This window comes from Phosphitispora fastidiosa (assembly GCF_019008365.1).
GTDB lineage: Bacteria > Bacillota > Thermincolia > Thermincolales > UBA2595 > Phosphitispora > Phosphitispora fastidiosa.
This window is the reverse complement of sequence record NZ_JAHHUL010000016.1, coordinates 89,460-107,602: the sequence shown is the minus strand read 5'-3', so window position 1 is coordinate 107,602 and position 18,143 is coordinate 89,460. Positions and strand designations below refer to the sequence as shown.

The following is an 18,143-nucleotide window of genomic DNA, read 5'->3' as shown; positions in this document are numbered from 1 at the left end:
GTCAAGTGCATCCCTATTGGACTCCGATACTGCGTGCAGCAAGATTAGGGCCCCATTATGCACATTGTCCATCACACTTTGATATGAGATTTCTTTTCCTGGTTGATTATTCACATCCCAGTCCCTGAAAGCCACACTCCAAAATATTGTTTGGTAACCTAACTGCCTGCTGACCCTCAAAGTCCGGGAATTGAACTCTCCTTTGGGAGGCCTGAGGTAAGACATGGATTTTCCGGTAAGTGCCCTGAACTTATTACTTACTGTTTCAATTTCCTGCTTGATTTCTGTATTGGAAATTGCCGGCATACTTGGATGGTTTTCGGTATGATTCCCAACTATATGTCCCTCAGCAACCATTCTCTTTACCAGTTCAGGCTCCTTGTCAATATATTTTCCTGTTACAAAAAACGCTGCCTGTACATCGTTTTCCTTTAAAATATCCAGGATGTCAGCAGTATACCCATTTTCATAGCCTTCATCAAAGGTAAGATATACCCTCTTTTGGGATACGTTTCCGACATAATAACCCCTGTTTTCAAGTTCCCTGATAAAATAGGGGTCAGTCTCCGGCTGCCGGTGGTCCATGTTCTTTTTATACCACCAGCTATAAGTCTTGCCAAGGGGTTCGTCATCAATTATCCCGCCAGGGGGGTCCCCGGGTTCCTCCGGTTCCGTCGGCTTCTGGTCATTCCGGTCGTCACCACCGGATTCCTTTGGAGTTCCTTCGCTTTCACTGCCTGAAGGCTTGTCCTTTGGGGCGCTGTCCTTTTGAGCAGTGTCCTCTGGAGCAGTGTCCTCTTGTGCAAATCCAAGTCCTTTGATAATACCCGAAGCCCGAAAATCACCATAAAAAACAAAGGAAATAACAAGAACAGCCATCAATAATGTAGTGATGATGCCAAATACCTTTTTCTGCAACTGCTTCATCTCCCTTTAGACAACCATAAATATATACTCACACCATTCACTTACATTTTTGATGTTTTCCCTACTTCTCCTCTTGTTAATTTCCGGCAGGCTTACTTGAAATTGTTGATCATCATAATTCCCATTATCACCCCAATAATAACTATCGTCCCCAATGAAAGAAAGGTAATCATCCGAACTGTTTCCACCCGGTTGTCCCCCTGTTTTTCGCCGTAAATGAGTATTCCCGCAAAACCCGCAATAAACAGAGCCATCAACAAAATTGCACCTATCATGACAAACCTCCTTCTTATTACTACTCGCCAAACTCAGCTGCTCACTGGAATCTTACATATACCATGGTCCGTATCAGCATAGCCGCCGCTTCGGCACGGGTTGCATGGAAATCAGGATTAAACTCCCCGCTCAGACTGCCTTTGATTATCTGCGCCTGGGCAGCTGCGGAAACAGCAGACCGTGCCCAACTGCTTACAGAGTCCCGGTCAGTAAAAGATAGGATTTCATCATCTGAATCACCGGATACCGCAGGATAGCCGGCAAATTGAATGGCCCGGGAAACCATTACGGCCATTTCCTCTCGGGTTATTTCCTGATACGGCCGGAATGTCCCGTCCTGATAACCTTGTATCAAACCTGCGGCAGCAGCGCTGTTTACCGCTCCGGTAAACCACTGACCGGAAACATCGCTGAATTCCCCTTCTCGGGCAATTTCTGAAACTCCCAGAGCGCGAACCAGAAGTGCGGCAAATTCGGCACGGGTAACCTTGCCTCCGGGATCAAAGTTCCGACTGTCTTTTCCGGTTACAATGAGCCGGGAAGCCAGTCTTTCAATGTCTCCCCTGGCCCAGTGACCCCTAATGTCGGTATAGGTTCTTTGACCTGTGACCACAGTATACCAACCATTGGCCCGGTGTTTGATAACCACACCCGGGTTATCCCCATCGGCCCCAAAAACCGCCGGAACGGGGTAAAATACTTTAGCTGCGGTATTATAGCAGACGGCCCCGGAAATGCTTGGATTAACACTGTATCCCATCTTCAGAAAATGTTCGATATAGCTGTCAAAAATGTTGAGCTCCAGTCTCTGCCCATTGTCAGCCACCACCCCTGTCCGGAATTCCACAGGAACAGCTGTCATCGCAAACCCCTGCCGGGTTATCTCCGCCCTTATTTGTGCTGCTATTGCTTCCCCGGCGGCGCTGATAGTTACAGCAATTCGGAAAGCTTCCGGAGGCGCCCCCAGCTTGTCTGATAAGTCACCAACATTCACCACTGACACAGGCAGGTCATAAGAACCGGCCGGAACAACTACCCGCAAAACGGCCGCAGGTTTACTTTGGCGCAAAGCGGCGATAACATCTGCGGGAATTTCCGTGGTAATACTCTGGCTGGTACTGTGCACCTGAATTACATAAACATTTACTGCCGGGTCCGTAAGGGATAAAAACTCATTGAGAGTGGCGCTGTCAACCTTAATCAGTCCTGACCCTCCTGAGGAATCAACAAAACTGATAGCAGCTGCCCTCTCCGCCTGTTCCGGGACAGGGATTACAGTGCTGCCGCCCTCATATTGGGGGCTGTCATCAATCTCTTCAGGGAATTCATCAATTTCAGTACCGGTATCATTTTGTCCGGTATCCTCCACAACTCCCCCAGCTGAAATTGAAGTCATTTTTTGGGGTGAACTTACTACTGCTGACCCATCATTTTGCCGGCCTGGCTGTGTCAGTCCCCACTGCCAAAAGCTGCCGTCGCTCTGAAGGGCTATAGTATGGTTCTGTCCACCGGCAACCGATATTATCCCTGATAAGCCGGGTATTTTAACAGGAACAGAGCTGCTGCCTGTGGTACTGTTCCCCAATTGTCCCTGGGTGTTGGCTCCCCAGCACCAGACATCGCCTTCCCCCGTTAGGGCCATAGAATAGGCGTACCCGGCATTTATTTCCGATACCCCGCTTAAACCGGAAACCCTGACCGGCAAAGCGCTGTTTGCCATTGTTCCATCACCAAGCTGACCGGTACTGTTAGCCCCCCAGGACCAGACTGTACCGTCACTCTTTAGGGCAACTGCATGATGTTCGCCTGATGCCAGTGAAGTTACCCCTGACAGCCCGCTAACCATCACCGGGACCGGACTGTCTGCCGTCGTGCCGTCTCCGAGCTGTCCCATCCGGTTGCTGCCCCAGGTCCAGACAGTGCCATCCGACTTTAAGGCAGCCGTATGATAAGCCCCTCCGGCAACATCCACGATTCCTGCAAGGCCCTCAACCATTACCGGTACCAGACTGTTAGTAGTTGTCCCGTCCCCTAGCTGACCGCATTCGTTACTGCCCCAGGCCCAAACAGTACCGTCGTTTTTCAGGGCAATTGTATGACTTCCGCCCCGCGAAATGACTCTTACACCGGTCAGGTTCATCACCTTTACAGGTACCGGGCTGTTGTTTGTCGTTCCGTTTCCCAACTGGCCGTACATGTTGCTGCCCCAGGCCCAGACTGTGCCGTCATTCTTAATAGCTGCCGCGTGATAATAACCTGCAGTCAGTGCAGTTGCCCCGCTTAGGCCCTTAACCATGACAGGTTCCGCACTGTCGGTTGTCGTTCCGTTTCCCAGCTGGCCGTACATGTTGCTGCCCCAGGCCCAGACTGTGCCGTCATTTTTCAGGACAACGGTATGGTTATAACCGGCAGCAATCCGCGCAATTCCTGAGTTTGCCACAGAATATGGAATACCCGGAGAAAAACAGGAAAGCAGCAGCAGCATGATTGTAAGTACTGCAGCAAAACCGCGTCTGACTCTGGATGACTCATTTTTTCCCATATAGGCGCCTCTCCCTTTTCCTGATAAGTATAAGCTGAGATGCTCATACCCGGTTTATCCATAATTCGACAAACTGCCGGTGTTCCCTTCTTATTTTTATCAAAAGGTGACCGCTATTTGGCGTTTAAAATAAAAAAAAAGCAGGGTCAAGCCTGCCTTTTGTCAACACCGTCAATACAGGGCAAAATGATACTGAATGTTGCCCCCCTGCCTTTTTCAGCCTCAATGTCAATTCTCCCGCCATGCTGTTTGATAATTTGCAAACATACGCTTAAACCCAACCCCGTTCCGGCATCTTTTGTTGTATAAAAGGGCGTGCCTACCCGGGAAATTTCATTTGGAGCCATTCCCTTACCATTATCACTAAGTATAATTACCATCTCACCTTTTAATTGATCGTATCTGGTGCTCAACAACACCACAGGTTCAGCGGTATCTGCAGTTGCATCAATAGCGTTTTTAACCATATTTAAGATAACCTGTTTCAATTGGTCCTCATCAGCCAGGACCGGCATGTCTGACTGGCAAATGTCCTTTTTAAATGCAATGTTTTTAATAAACAACTGGCTTTCGATGATGAGACACAATGAAGCAATTATACTATTAACAGACGCCGCTTTCAGCACCGGCGGACGTGGTTTGGCAAAAGTGAGAAAATCGCTGACCACCTGATTGACGCCATTGGCCTCAGTCTCAATTATGTTCACATAGCTTTTTAACCGTTCATCCATTGTCTGGGCTTTAATGATTTGACTGAAACCCTTAATTGCAGTCAGGGGATTCTTGATTTCGTGGACTATGCCTGCAGCCATCTGCCCAAGCACAGCCAGTTTCTCCTGATGCTGCAGTCTCTGCTGCTCAGCCTTTATCTTGGTTACATCAACCCCCATACATACATACCCGATTAATTCTGTTTCAACATTATATACAGGTGAAAAATCAAAGACAATTTCCTTCTTTTGGCCCAAAGAGGTGACCAAGGTGATCTCAAATGCTTTCCCCAGCCTGTCTTCCAGCGAATCTTCAGACGGCGTGTTTCTCCAACTGCATCCCACTAAGGCGGCGGCTTCCGTTAGTGTCATTCCCAGAATATCTTCTTCCGACACTTGGCTTATTCCCAAGAATGCTTTATTACAGCGGATAATCTTTTTGTTTTTGTCAATCAGCAAAACCAAATTGGTCACTGAGTCCAAAACCGTCTGGGTTTGCAGCTGTATACTTTCCAGTTCCTGTTCCTTCTTGATATCGGTTACCAACAGCATATAACTTTCATCTCCCAGAGCCAACTGGGAGACTCTTAAGTTAATCTCCGCTCCCTGCCTGTTTTTTGTCTTAACCATTCTGCTTTTTGCTTTATCCCGCTGTTCCGGGTTTCCATCCCGGACCGGCATTAATAAAGGGTTATCAGCAGAAAACCCATTGACAAATGACTCCTTTAACTCTTCCGACTGTTTAACTTCATCAGAATGGTATCCAAATAGTTCCCGGGCCTTGATATTAGCAAAGGTAATGCAGTCGTCCGAGTCAAAGGTCAACAATCCCAGTGGAAGGCCGTTGAGGATTTTTGACATGTAAGTATTGGCTGTTTCCATTTTTTTGTAGGGATAAGTTACCGCACTTACCACTATACCCTTAAATAAATAATAAAAATAGAAGGTTTTAGTAACATGCCCAAACACACGGAGAAATCCCAGCTTATCACTACAGAAAGCCAGTGACAGGTCTGACAGAATGACAATAATCAAGGCCAGACAAATATACTTATATGTCAGAACATCTTTTACAGAGGGTCTTTTCTTCAGTAATACCAAGGTCAGCAGTGAAACAGTAATCAATGCCAGGTTAAAACAGAACTTTGTAAAAGTAGCGCCCTGCCCATTAACATATAGTACCGGCATTATTGATGGCAAATGCCGTGTCACAGACGACAATAAAAATGATGCCATCAATGCCAACCCCAGGCCAAGCCACTTGTTAAACCTGATTTTGCAGGGCACCAATATAACCGCAAAGATGATAACAGCCTGAACTGCCCTTGAAACAAGCCAGTACCTTGTCCCCAGGTCTGCATAATTTTTTGGCTGCATCCCCAGTTCCGGGGTATAGATAAGATGCATTATTTCCAAAACAGTGACCACCAGAAAACCTAAGCCCATTATATTGAGGGTTGCTGAGTTTCTCTCATAGGTATACCACATAGCGCAAAATAAGGCTGATGAGACTAGCACACATGATATTTCCACAGTAGCATGGCAAATTGCGCGATTAGCCTGCCAAAACCCTGACCAAAGCACAATAGTAAGTATTAGTGAAACGCCCACTGTAATTCCACTCATAAGCAAGATTCTCTTAACTTCGGGCTCACAATTGTCTTTTAGCGGCACTGACTTTATAAACACTATGTAGTAACCCTGCCTTTTTATCCAGAAAACTAATTAGATTACATTATATCATTCGTATTATTGTAAATCGTCAATTTTTTGTCGATTATAAGCCTCATTCCGTGTTGAATCTTGTCACATTGGTAAACATGAGTTAGACTGCGCCCATGCTTGGGCGCACCAAAAAGAGTGACTCTGATTTTTATCAAATGTCACTCCGTATTGCGCGAATGCCTTCAGTTGGCTTTTCAAATTATTATTGGGCCGATTGGCGCCGGTAAACATTTCTCACCCAGGACCCCGCATCCCAAGCCTGAGGAGCAGCAACCTTCTTGAACTGATGATACTTACTGCCTCGTGAAATAAGTGTTTCATTAACAACATTACTATGAAAAACCTGCTTTAGCTTTCCAATTACTTCTTCATAATCAAAGAACCGGCAGGAAAAAAGATCCAGATATGCCCTTCCCGTCTTCTCAAAATAATGAAGACTGATATGGCTCTCTGCAATCATAGTCATTATTGAGGTAACAGGTTCGCCCTCCACAAAATTCCGGGTCACATATGGGCGCATGATTGGAGTCATCCCAATTTCGAAGGGAAGGGTATCAAAGACACTAAACAACTGATCCATGGTTTTGGGCCCATTATAGTCCTCGAAATCAAGAAAAAGATGTGGTCCGAAATCCAATTCCTCGTTAACTTCAATAGTCTCAGGGTAACTCTCAGTTCTCTCCCTCTCCAGCAGATAAGAAGACGTTCTCTCAGCAGGAAAGGTTTCCCTGATTATCCGTTCCAGTTTCTCAGCATCAAATGGTTCAACAGAAACCATATCCACATAATAGGCTTCACGGAAGGAAAATGTGTGGATAGTAAAGTGACCCCCTGCCAGAAAAACAAAAGCGCTGATCCCGCAGTCTTCCGGAATAACACCATTATAGTAAGGCAGGATGAAGGGAGGCATAGCGGTTTTCAATCCCAGTTTTACGGGCATTTCCTCCAGGAACTCATGAACCAGGGTAATGTCATCAAGCCGGGAACGATATCCGTTAAAAGCATCCATCACAAAATGGTTCATTTCTCATCACCTTACCTTCATCTTCTAGTGAACCATATCATATTATATTACGTTGTTTCGTTTTGTCAACCTTTTCTAATACCCTTCAGCCTTAAATTCTTTTGTCAGCTTGTTCAAAGCCCTTTTCTCTATTCTGCTTACATAAGACCTGGAAATACCCAGTTTCCGGGCGATTTCCTTCTGCGTCTTCTTGATGCCGTTAAACAGTCCGAACCGCAGCTGCAGTACATTTTTTTCTCTCTTGTTCAGCCGCAATACCTTTTCAATCAATCTCTGCTGTTCAAAGTTACTTTCAACAAGGTCTGTCACAACTTCCGCGTCAGTGCCCAGTACATCAATCAGACTAATTTCATTGCCTTCCTTGTCAACTCCTATGGAATCATAGAGTGAGACCTCAACGCGGTTTTTCTTAATGGCTCTCAAATGCATTAGGATTTCATTTTCAATACACCGCGCAGCATAAGTTGCCAGACGGGTTCCCTTGCCCTTGTCGTAGGTGTTTATGGCCTTAATCAGGCCTATGGTACCGATGGATATCAGGTCATCATTGTCCTCCCCTGTGCTGTCAAACTTTTTGACGATATGTGCCACCAGACGCAGGTTACGCTCTGTCAGGACATTCCGCGCATGCTCATCACCCTCTGCCAACAGGTCAAGATACTTTGACTCCTCTTCCTCACTTAAGGGCTGTGGAAAAGTGTTGTTGGTGATGTAGGAGACCAGTAACAACAACCCTTTAATAAACGAAAAAGCGGCTAGCACCGCAAGTTCCGGTACCATTTAATAACCCCACCCCCGATTCATTTTTTAAGTCATCACTTTAAATTATATGCTGGAAAAGGTGAGGTGGTGCCAGTACCCGGAAAACAATATCTGGTAATACAAACTGCCTTAACTTGTTTCTTTTTGCTCAATTCGATTCATAAAGAAGACTGCACTTTCTTCACTGATTCCCAATTTTTTGGCAATCGCACCCGAATCAAGTTTATTATCCTTTTTGATTAAAGATAGTATTTCCTTTTCAACTTCCTGTGCCCAGTCTTCAAATAGCGCCCTAACCTCGGGAGTAGCATTGCTGCCAATTTCTGCAGCTTTAGCTGCGGGAGATGCCATCTGTTGGAACCCCATCCCAAAGTTCTGCCGGCGCATTTCCCCCATCATTCTCATCATCTTACTACCCTCCTTTGCACAGAATGTCATTGAATACTTTTCTGTTTTTCCAAAACAGTCTCAATTAGCCTCAGCCACCACTGCTTTTCCCATTTGATTCAGCATTACTTTCAACTTTTGAAGCTTCCGCAAACATTTTCCGGCATACTTCCATTGGGTCTGAACCTGCGCTCATCATTTCCTGCATCATCGCCATTCCCTGTTCCCTCATTGCCATTCCCTTTTTCATCATTGCCGGACCGCCGCCCATAGGTCCACACATTGGTCCCATCTTCCCCATCATTTCTGACATTTTACCCATCATATCAAATCCCTCCTTAATTATTTTTATGATAACTTGATTTCGCTTTGTCAAGATTTTTTATTAAACCACAGGGGAAATGGCCAGACAAAACCAGGTTCTATTTCACCTGTGTTTTTATAAACGTATTCCCCACAAGCAGAAAGAAGGTCTATTAATTCAGGGTTCCCCAGACTGTAATAGATAAAAGCTCCAAGTCGCTTTGTCTCAACAATGTCTGACTCACGCAAAATTTTCAAATGAAAAGACACCAGTGTTTGTGAAAGGTCTGTTTCGTTGATAATCTCCGATACTGAACGTTCTTCTTTCCCTATCACCCAAATTATTTTTAATCTGTTGGCATCACCAATTGTCTTCATGAATTTGGCAAGCATCTTTAGCATGTCACTTTCTGCCTGTATCATAAGAATCACCTCAAGTATCAGCGAATTGAAATATTTATGTGCTTTCATATGAATATCCACCCATATGTGTGTTTACTGATATATTATATCTTTTGTATCGTTTTGTCAATATGTACCACCTAAATATATTTATATATTTAGGCAACAGCCTTTTAACCCAAAAGCCCGGACCGTTTGACCCAACAGTCCGAGCTTTTGTTAAACAGTAAAAGTTATTACTCTTTTAGATAGAGATTGTTATAACCGGTTAATTTTTTGATGTTATTCATCAGGGTTTCTTCATCAATCTGGCTTTTATCAAACTTAACAACTGTTTGTTGATTTGCCAGAGTGGTTTCATAACTCTTAACTCCGGCGGACCCCTCCAGGGCCGCATCGACCATGGCCGCTCAAGACGTTCAGGTCATACTGGGAATCTTTATAACGACTTTTTTAATCTCATTGTCCATACCTGCACCCCTTTTCTTAAATTATCTGATGCCCTATTCTAAGTTAATGGGTGCTGCCCGTATTTTCTGGCAGCATTCATCATGGCAGTAATATTTTCCGGAGGTGTTCCCACCGGAACCTCACAGCCGGATGCCAATACAAAGCCGCATGGGTTTTTACCAGCCTTGTCCATAACTTCTTTAACCTCGGCGTCTACACTTTCAGGGGTACCCATGAACAGTGTTTTACCAGGAGTAACATTTCCCATAACTCCTACTCTGTCACCCACACGCTGTGATACTTCACCAATATCTACCCTGTCAACACTTAGAACTGTCGGTTCGGTTCGCATCCAGGATTCCAGGATAGGCATACAGTCACCACAGATATGGTCTAACACGGGTAAACCTTTAGATTTAATGAATTCATGAATTTCTTTAAAGTAGGGTTCAATATATTCAGTAAACATTTTCAGACTAAGGATGCTGCCTGTACCCACCGGTTCACAAAGGACCGGAACACCACCCCGTTTTATTACCTCCTCCAAAAACACGATGGTGACATCAGTAGACCATCTTACAAGTTGGTGCACCAAATCCTTGTTTTTGTAACAGTCCCTAACAAGAGTCTCAGTACCTCTCAAGCAAGCTGCAGTTGTGAAAGGTCCGGCAAATAAAGTGCCTACAAATACTTCGCTGCCAACTTCAGAAACACAATATTCCGTTGCTACCAGGTAATTATTAAGCCTTCCATCCTTTGTCGGGTCTAATGGCCGCAGTTTTTTCACATCATCTACAGACTTTATTAAAGGGTCTTCAACATAAGCCGGAGCGTTGTCGGGGTAACACAATTTTGTTCCGGCGGCTTCAGCGGTCGTTGCTGTAGCATCAAGAAGGCATATCATGTCATATCCGTACTTCCTGTAAGTGGCTACATTGGCCTTGCCAAACTTCTCACCATCGAGAGTCATTTCTTTAACCGTATACCCGGCTGCGGTACAGCAGCCATTCAAGATTACCGGAACGCAAGGCACACGGTCAATTGGTTTGCCCTGCAGTAATGAACCAATTCTTTCCTTAGGAGTCATTCTGTCTTCTGGAATTTTCATAATTACCCTCCTTTTTGGTTTATCCCCGTAATATTTAATCATTGTTGCTTTAATGTCGGCTTACGCCACCGGAAAACAATCTTTTCCCGCTCTAGTAACTATATCTACTAACTTTTCAACGGTTACCTTTTCCGGGTCATGCCAGATAGTAGCAAATTGCATGTCAACTTCTGCGTTATCAACACCTTCTGCCCCTAACAGGGCCAGCTTGATAATAGGTATTCAGTTGCCGGTATTGGCAATAATCTGGAGTTTGGTCATTTTTATCTCTGCAGCCATACTACTCCTCCTTTCTGTTTTCGGTTATGTACCTTTCAGCGGAAATGGCAGCGATTGCTCCGTCTCCAACTGCCGTGGATACCTGTCTGAGGGGCGTAACCCTTATATCTCCTGCAGCATAAATACCGGGAACCGAAGTTTGCATTTTATCATTAACTATCACGTGCCCATGCTCGTCCAAAGCAACAATATCCTTCAAAAAGGAGGTGTGAGGCCGAGAGCCTATTGCAATAAACAGACCATCCACCTCAAGTCGGGAGGTGTCTCCTGTTTCTAAATTCTGCACCTTAACCCCTTCAAGGAAGTTGCTGCCAACCAAGCCTTGGATAATGTGACTGAGTAAAAAGCTGATCTTTTCGTTTTGAAAGGCTGTCTCCTGGAGTATTTTAGCTGCGCGCAGCTCATTGCGCCTGTGGATTAAATAAACCTGAGAAGCAAACTTGGACAAATAAAGGGCTTCCTCAACTGCGGTATCCCCTCCGCCAACAACGGCAACTCTTTTACCAATAAAGTAATTGGCATCACAGACTGCACAGTAAGATACCCCTTGACCCCTGAGTTCCGTTTCCCTGGGAATACCCAGTTCAGCAGTCTTGAGTCCGGTGGCTAGAATTACAGCCTTGGCTGAATAGATTTCATCACCGGCACGAACTTCTTTGTCCGATCCGGTTAACTGTATTTGGTTAACCCTTTTGAATGTTTGTATTTCCAGCCCGAACCTTCTGGCCTGCCCTTCCATATTTTTAATTAGCTCCCCGCTGCCAGCACCCACAAATCCCGGATAATTTTCGATGTTGTCAGTGGTCATAACCTGTCCGCCAAGACCGGCCCCGTCTAACAATACGGTTTTGAGTCTGGCCCGGGCACAATAGATTCCCGCAGTTAATCCGGCAGGTCCGCCGCCGATAATAACCACATCATAGCCTGCATGCCTGACCACATCTTTTTTTATTTGTTTGGTTTCGCCAACGATTTCCTGAATGTACTTGGTGAACTTGTCCTGATCCAGCCATATACCCATAGCCACAAGTTGACCATTGACGAAAATATTTGAAGATGTCGTAACATTAAATGCTCTGCCCTCATCCGAATCAGTCAGATATTCTTCGAGGAAGATTAGTTCACCAAATTTCTCTTTGATTTTTTTGGCAGCTTCCAGCGCCATTTCACACGGTCTTCAGTTGGGATCTCCGCTGTGAACTACGGCAAGCCTAACTTCTGATGTTGACATTCTGTTCACCTCTGACCATACTTATTGTGCGTTAGCTTTTTTTCATATCTTTTAAAGAAGCCACCATTTGCAGCGCTTCTTTCAACGCGTTGTTGGCATCTTTAGCAAAACCGTCAGCTCCCCATTTATCGGCAAGGTCTTCGGAGACTGGAGCGCCACCTATCATAATCTTACAGTTAGGGTTTTTCTCCTTAATTCTGGCTATGACGTCTTTCATCCCTACCATAGTTGTAGTCATCATGGCAGAAAGACAAACCAGTTCGGAATCGGTCTCCAATTGTTCTGCAACAAATTTTTCCAGTGGAACATCCCGACCAAGGTCATGAACATCAAACCCGGCCACATCAAACATCATCTTAACAATGTTTTTGCCAATGTCATGAACATCGCCCTGCACAACCCCCATTACAACTGTACCTTTGAGACCCATATCCTTTTTCGCAATATGGGGTCTCAGAATCTCCAGTCCGGCGTACAAGGCATCGGCACACATTAATATCTCGGGCACAAAATACTCCTGCTCTTCGTACAGCCTCCCAACTTCGTTCATTCCTTCAACAAGACCTTCAAATACTGCTGTATAAGCATCAATGCCTTCATCAACTGCATTCCGGGCGGCTTCTCTTACCGCATCCTCGTCATAATCTATAACCCCCTGTTTCAAAACCGCAAACAACTCTTTTTCTCTTTCTGGAGATGCCATTAATAATTCCCCCTCTAAATAATTAATTTAGCAACCAAGGAATTGCATCTAAACTTATTAATCACCTCCGTTATTAATAAACTCCCTTATATAATAAGAGCGCTGCGAAAGATATTCATTGCTCTTTTAGCAATCCTCGAATTCTATCACAGCGCTTTCAAATTACTTTCCACGTCTTGCCATTAATTCATATAACTATTACCATTAGTCTATACATATAGTAGCATTTCAACTTGTCATTCTCAAAATAGTATTCTCTGAATGATCGTTTCAAGTGGTCTAACGGACTTCTGGAACCGTCAAGAATATAATTTGGCGGCGAACGGTTTCACGATGATTTGCTGTCTTTACATATCACGAACACAGACTTTATTTTGTTTAAATGCAGATAATGTTCTGAATAATACCGTAAAAACTACTATGGAAGTTAACGCCAATAAACCTGTAGCTACCCAGCCGAACATCTGCACTTTAAGCATTTTGTATGCCAGGGTACTGGCAATAGTAACTGCACACAAAGGAAATGTATAGGCCCACCAGGATACAAAGAAATTTATCTTTACGAAGTTTCTGGCCATCGATAAGAGCAAAATTACAAAAAACCAGGCAACATAAAGTAATACACGGGCAAAGCTGTCAATTTGACCTGTTAATTTGGTATAAGAAATAAAAGCTACCGCAGGTGGTGCAATTAAAATAAACAAAGTAGGCAGTATTTGTTGAGGCAGCTGCTCATTAAAAATGATTCTGTAGAAGATTACAGTAAATAAAATAATCCAAAAGAATAAACCAAGGCTGAAGAAGAACCAGCATATTTCGTGATGAGCGAAATTTACCCCCGCTATTGGAACTATCAGGTTACCCACCACCGGTATAAACCATGCAGGATTAGATTGAACTAATTCGTATTTATGGTTAATCCATCGGGAAATGATAACAATAGTAAATAATATATGTACTGTGGCCCCAACTAACCAAAGATAATGAGCTGCAGTTTGTTGATAATCCATCGTTCCGATGCTCAATAACAGGAGGCTTATCGAAAAGGCTGGGAAGAAGTTGGCTTTAACAGGGTGGTTAAATTCATTTACCACATCGGGAAAATATTTAACCAATTTCAAAAGGTAGGCACCTGTAACAACAATGAATACAACATAAGCTAACAACAGCAGAGGAAAACCTATGCCGAGCCTTAAATGAAAAACCTCTTCATAGCGTTGGTAAGCAATCGATAAGCCACAAAGTCCCATTACGCTGGCAAACAATCCAACTGGAAAATACCGCATTCCTTTTTCCACTATTTTACCTCCTTTGTTAATGCTTATATATGAGTTTATGTTTATATGAGTCTTTTTTTATATCATATATGGTTAAAGTTATTTTGTCAACAAAAAAGAAGGAGCATTAGCGCTCCCTCCCAAATATTTTGATGTTTCTCCCATCTCAGCCATCCCACTGAATCATAAGTACGGCTGCCAGGATCAGAACACCCCCGGCAAGCTGGATCGGCAGCAGGTTTTCACCAAAGATGACATAAGCTACCACTACTGTTACTACCGGCTCAAAGGTGCTGATAATAGAAGCTTTCGAAGGCCCGACCAGCTTCATCCCCTTAAAGAGAGTCAGAATTGCCACAACTGTTGAAACAAGGGACAGTCCTAAGATGGATATCCAGCCTCTTAAACCGATATCCAGTTCAACCTGACCTGTGGTCCAACCGATAATATTAAATACCAGCGCTGCTGCAGTTATAATATATACTGATACTATCAGGGGGTTATTTTGTGATAAAACACGGTTTCCCACAATCAGATAAACAGAATAGACAACCGCCGCTCCCAGTCCAAACAGGACACCGGCCATATTCAGGTTTTCCAGCGACAGTCCCACAACCAATACCAATCCGCTCAAGCTGACAAATAACGATACCATCTTCCTCCAGGTGAACTTCTCATCACCCAATCCGGCTGATATCAAAGTAACAATAACCGGGTACAGGTATAAAAGTATTCCTGCCATTGATGCCGAGGTAAGCCTGACCGCATTAAAGAAGAACGTTGACTGCAGCCCATAGGCAACAGCACCAATGCCGGCCAGATATAATACCTGTTTTCTGCCAATCCGGTAATTTTCTTTGCGCCACAGCACTATCAGCCACATAACCGCTGCGGCAGTGGCGAAGCGAAGGCTGAGGAGGGTTAATATATTTAAATTAACAGCATAAGCATACTTTACAAATATCGCCATCAAGCCAAAACTGGCGGCAGAAACAATAACGAGACCTGTCCCCAGCAGGCTTTGTTTTGATACGCCTTCTTCAATGTCATTGCTTTCCATTTATCACACTTCTCCTAATCAACCATTTAAAAGGGCAACTCCAAAAGCCCTCTAAAAAAAGCAACCCCTGCGGGCTGCTCAACATTGTACCTGTTTTTCCGCATAATCTCCAATAACCGGGAATTTATAGTACTTGAACGCAAACTCTTACCAGTATTTACTACTATATTATCATATACTTTATTAATTAGATATAACTATTTTCATTAAGTGGGCAGCATAATAGTATCAAGTTCAAAAGGGGGTGAACTAATGCGAAACATAGATGACAGATACGATATTGGAACCTGGGCCTTCCTCGGAACAGGTTGGTGGGTTTCACACCTCGCAGCGATGGTGGCAGTGGGATATGTAGGATACTACCTCAGAAAAATGGTCCGGGATTAATCCCCGGACCCTCCTGCCCTGCCTCCGGCAGTACCAAGTTTTTCGGTCAGCAATCCCCCCCGCCGGGGGTTAAAAACAAATCTTTTCCCATCTCGGGAGATAATTTCCCGGCCTTTAACCGTTATGGCGTCAATTTCAGACTTCTCGTGCCTGAAAAGGGTTTTCACGGTAATCTCCAAATCGTTAAGATACACAGCGGTGACCGTTCTCCGGACATACTTTATCAGGGCCAGTGATATAGCGGTTACGGGGATGAAAAGCGCTGCCCCAATCCAGTACCTGCTTTCAAGGACAGCCCTGGCAAGTAAATTGGCATGAAAAACTATGGTAAATACATAAACGGTAATCCGCAGATAAGGTTTGTGATGGTATATGCGCAATCTGGGACACCTTCCCTCTGATTTTTCAACATCTAAATATAATGTTCCCCCCGCAGTAAATAGAATTTCACAATTTGTTCACATTTTTGCCATTGATTAATCTAAATCCTCTTTTATAATTAACCTTAAAAGGAGAGTGATAGATTTGATTAAGTTAAGAGAACGTTTCTCACTACTAAGTGTGATCATCCTTGGCTTTCTTATGGGAGCTATGTTTATGGCCGGTGGATTTGCTGCCTACAAGTTCTATTTCCCCCCGGCGGTGGTGGCAGAGGATGGTAATAGAGCGGAACCTGTAAAAATCGGGCCGGCAGACATTTCACAAACCGTTAAAAATGCCAGCCCTGCAGTTGTGAATATCGAGTCATTTGCTGCCCAGTCATCACAAAGGAATCCATATATGAATGACCCGTTATTCAGGGAATTTTTCGGCAGGAATTTTGACTACGAACCATATCCGGACATATCAACGGGAATCGGAACCGGTTTTATCTTTGACAAGAGTGGCCTTATCATTACAAATGAACACGTAATCCATGGGGCTTCTAAAATTGAAGTTACCATCTCCGGATTTGAGAAGCCTTTAAGTGCAGAAGTGATCGGCTCTGACGAGGAACTGGACCTGGCTGTGCTCAAGGTATCTGTTAACAAGGAATTGCCTGTTTTGCAACTGGGTGATTCCAATAAAACCGAAGTCGGAAGCTGGGTAATCGCTATCGGGAACCCCTATGGTCTTGACCATACCGTTACTGTCGGAGTTATCAGCGCTAAAGGACGCCCGGTACAAATATCTGACCGCATGTTCAAAGACCTCTTGCAGACAGATGCCGCCATCAATCCCGGCAACAGCGGAGGTCCCCTTCTCAATACAGCCGGCCAGGTAATCGGAATTAATACCGCAGTTAACGCCTCTGCCCAAGGGATTGGATTTGCTATTCCAGTAGCTACAGTTAACGAAGTTCTTGATGAACTGGTAAATAAAGGTAAGGTTGTCAAGCCCTATATCGGTGTCTATCTCCAGCCTATGGATAAAGAACTGGCCGACTATTTCGGCTCCGCTGATACCGATGGAGCCATTGTCGCCTACGTGGTTCCCGACAGCCCTGCAGAAAAGGCCGGAATGCGCAAAGGAGACATCATCATTGAAATAGATAAGAAAAAGGTGAAAACACCTGATGATGTCACAAATAACTTAAAAAGCGCTAAAATCGGAGCTAATGTTGTTGTTCAGGTATTCAGGGAAGGACATACACAGTTTGTAACTATAAAAGTCGGAGAAAAGCCCTAATTATCAGTCTATATTCTCTTGCGGTATTGTGAAGGGGTCATTCCTGTTTTCCTTTTGAAAGCCGTAATAAAATGGCTCAGGCTGTTGAAACCGGTCATGTAGCAGACCTGGGTAATGGAATGGCCTCCCGCACTAAGCAATTGCGATGCCTTGTCAATTTTTATGTCCAGCAGATATTCAAAGGGGGTTTTTCCGGTTTCCGCCTTAAATACCCTTATAAAATGATAAGGACTGAGATTTGCCACCTTGGCCAGGTCACTTAACGACAGACCATCATCATAGGATTCCATCAAAAACTCCACAGCCCTTTTAATGTTTTTTTTCTCATAATAATTCTTTTCCCTCACAGGGAAAGAAACACTATTCTGGACCCTTCGGAGCAAATTAACGACAATCTGTACCGCCAGGCTGTCCAGGATTAATTCATAACCCTGCTGCTTATTATTGGCCTCAGAGAAAAACAGCCTAAATAATTCATTAAACCCGGTAACAGGCACTTTAGCCTTAGTGCTGAAAAAAACATCTTCTTTGCCGCTTATGGAACGAGACACTTTCCGAATTAAGGCGCGGTCTATCATCACAGCTGAAAAAAAACAGTTATTGATAGGTCTTGCAGGCCCATGGGCTTGATATGGATTAATTGAATACAAAAAATTCTTTTCAGGGATAAACTCCTGTTTTTCAAGTCTTATGTGTGACATCTCATAAGGCAGCAAAAATTCATAAGACTCATGAGTATGGCTCCCTTCGGGAAGGCTGATGCCGTTTTTAACCAGAGAAATTCCTATCCCATGGGCAACCATTAAATCAGTATCCTGAACCAGGCGCTCGGGTGGAAAATCCGGCGGACCCTCACCAAAGACGAGCCTTCTTGCGTAATCATCCATAATTTCCCCCAAATTTATTGTTATTTTTAAACAAT

The 18,143-nt window shown here is 44.2% G+C and carries 19 protein-coding genes; 2 read left to right on the top strand and 17 right to left on the bottom strand.

The window, feature by feature from the left end; all coding sequences use genetic code 11:
* The 15 genes from Ga0451573_RS14285 to Ga0451573_RS14215 form a co-directional block, all read right to left on the bottom strand.
* Window positions 1-918, bottom strand: a 918-nt coding sequence (locus tag Ga0451573_RS14285; RefSeq protein WP_231684808.1) for a delta-lactam-biosynthetic de-N-acetylase, incomplete at its 3' end; no start/stop codon positions are given.
* Between the two features lie 101 nt (window positions 919-1,019).
* Entirely contained in the window at window positions 1,020-1,202 is a 183-nt protein-coding gene (locus tag Ga0451573_RS14280) for a hypothetical protein (protein ID WP_231684807.1), read from the bottom strand.
* A 41-nt stretch (window positions 1,203-1,243) separates the two neighbouring features.
* Complete coding sequence (locus Ga0451573_RS14275; RefSeq protein WP_231684806.1) at window positions 1,244-3,745, bottom strand: RCC1 domain-containing protein; 2,502 nt, start codon at window positions 3,743-3,745, stop codon at window positions 1,244-1,246.
* Between the two features lie 146 nt (window positions 3,746-3,891).
* A complete protein-coding gene (locus Ga0451573_RS14270) occupies window positions 3,892-6,081 on the bottom strand; it encodes an MASE3 domain-containing protein (protein WP_231684805.1) in 2,190 nt (729 codons plus the stop codon).
* 301 nt (window positions 6,082-6,382) lie between these two features.
* Window positions 6,383-7,204: an S-adenosylmethionine decarboxylase gene (locus Ga0451573_RS14265; protein ID WP_231684804.1), complete on the bottom strand. Its 822-nt coding sequence runs from the start codon at window positions 7,202-7,204 to the stop codon at window positions 6,383-6,385.
* A gap of 75 nt (window positions 7,205-7,279) precedes the next feature.
* Window positions 7,280-7,984 carry an RNA polymerase sporulation sigma factor SigK gene (gene sigK, locus Ga0451573_RS14260; protein ID WP_231684803.1) on the bottom strand — a complete coding sequence of 235 codons (705 nt, stop codon included), beginning with the start codon at window positions 7,982-7,984 and terminating at the stop codon, window positions 7,280-7,282.
* Between the two features lie 111 nt (window positions 7,985-8,095).
* Window positions 8,096-8,374 (bottom strand): hypothetical protein, encoded by a 279-nt coding sequence (locus tag Ga0451573_RS14255; protein WP_231684802.1) that lies wholly within the window; start codon window positions 8,372-8,374, stop codon window positions 8,096-8,098.
* A 70-nt stretch (window positions 8,375-8,444) separates the two neighbouring features.
* On the bottom strand, window positions 8,445-8,678 hold the full coding sequence (locus Ga0451573_RS14250; protein ID WP_231684801.1) for a hypothetical protein: 234 nt from the start codon (window positions 8,676-8,678) through the stop codon (window positions 8,445-8,447).
* A 47-nt stretch (window positions 8,679-8,725) separates the two neighbouring features.
* Window positions 8,726-9,127: an ArsR/SmtB family transcription factor gene (locus Ga0451573_RS14245; protein ID WP_231684800.1), complete on the bottom strand. Its 402-nt coding sequence runs from the start codon at window positions 9,125-9,127 to the stop codon at window positions 8,726-8,728.
* 167 nt (window positions 9,128-9,294) lie between these two features.
* Entirely contained in the window at window positions 9,295-9,462 is a 168-nt protein-coding gene (locus tag Ga0451573_RS14240; protein WP_231684799.1) for a hypothetical protein, read from the bottom strand.
* A gap of 104 nt (window positions 9,463-9,566) precedes the next feature.
* Window positions 9,567-10,616 carry a uroporphyrinogen decarboxylase family protein gene (locus Ga0451573_RS14235; protein WP_231684798.1) on the bottom strand — a complete coding sequence of 350 codons (1,050 nt, stop codon included), beginning with the start codon at window positions 10,614-10,616 and terminating at the stop codon, window positions 9,567-9,569.
* Window positions 10,617-10,896: 280 nt separating this feature from the next.
* Complete coding sequence (gene trxB / locus Ga0451573_RS14230; protein WP_337661191.1) at window positions 10,897-12,126, bottom strand: thioredoxin-disulfide reductase; 1,230 nt, start codon at window positions 12,124-12,126, stop codon at window positions 10,897-10,899.
* Window positions 12,127-12,157: 31 nt separating this feature from the next.
* On the bottom strand, window positions 12,158-12,829 hold the full coding sequence (locus Ga0451573_RS14225; protein ID WP_231684796.1) for a cobalamin B12-binding domain-containing protein: 672 nt from the start codon (window positions 12,827-12,829) through the stop codon (window positions 12,158-12,160).
* Between the two features lie 347 nt (window positions 12,830-13,176).
* Window positions 13,177-14,127, bottom strand: a complete 951-nt coding sequence (locus Ga0451573_RS14220) for an SLAC1 anion channel family protein (protein WP_231684795.1) — start codon at window positions 14,125-14,127, stop codon at window positions 13,177-13,179.
* 145 nt (window positions 14,128-14,272) lie between these two features.
* Window positions 14,273-15,166, bottom strand: coding sequence for a DMT family transporter (locus Ga0451573_RS14215; protein ID WP_231684794.1), 894 nt, complete (start codon window positions 15,164-15,166; stop codon window positions 14,273-14,275).
* 252 nt (window positions 15,167-15,418) lie between these two features.
* Between Ga0451573_RS14215 and Ga0451573_RS19865 the strand changes: the two genes are divergently transcribed.
* The gene (locus Ga0451573_RS19865) at window positions 15,419-15,553 is read left to right on the top strand and encodes a hypothetical protein (RefSeq protein WP_269438293.1); all 135 of its coding nucleotides are present in this window, start codon (window positions 15,419-15,421) and stop codon (window positions 15,551-15,553) included.
* On the opposite strand, the gene Ga0451573_RS14210 is transcribed toward Ga0451573_RS19865, so the two are convergent.
* Complete coding sequence (locus Ga0451573_RS14210; protein WP_231684793.1) at window positions 15,550-15,933, bottom strand: hypothetical protein; 384 nt, start codon at window positions 15,931-15,933, stop codon at window positions 15,550-15,552. The two genes, Ga0451573_RS19865 and Ga0451573_RS14210, sit on opposite strands and share 4 nt — an antisense overlap.
* Window positions 15,934-16,078: 145 nt before the next feature.
* Here Ga0451573_RS14210 and Ga0451573_RS14205 point away from each other — a divergent pair, with 145 nt between their 5' ends.
* Window positions 16,079-17,221: a S1C family serine protease gene (locus Ga0451573_RS14205; protein WP_231684792.1), complete on the top strand. Its 1,143-nt coding sequence runs from the start codon at window positions 16,079-16,081 to the stop codon at window positions 17,219-17,221.
* Between the two features lie 8 nt (window positions 17,222-17,229).
* On the opposite strand, the gene Ga0451573_RS14200 is transcribed toward Ga0451573_RS14205, so the two are convergent.
* Window positions 17,230-18,108, bottom strand: a complete 879-nt coding sequence (locus tag Ga0451573_RS14200) for a helix-turn-helix domain-containing protein (RefSeq protein ID WP_231684791.1) — start codon at window positions 18,106-18,108, stop codon at window positions 17,230-17,232.
* Between the last annotated feature and the right edge of the window lie 35 nt (window positions 18,109-18,143).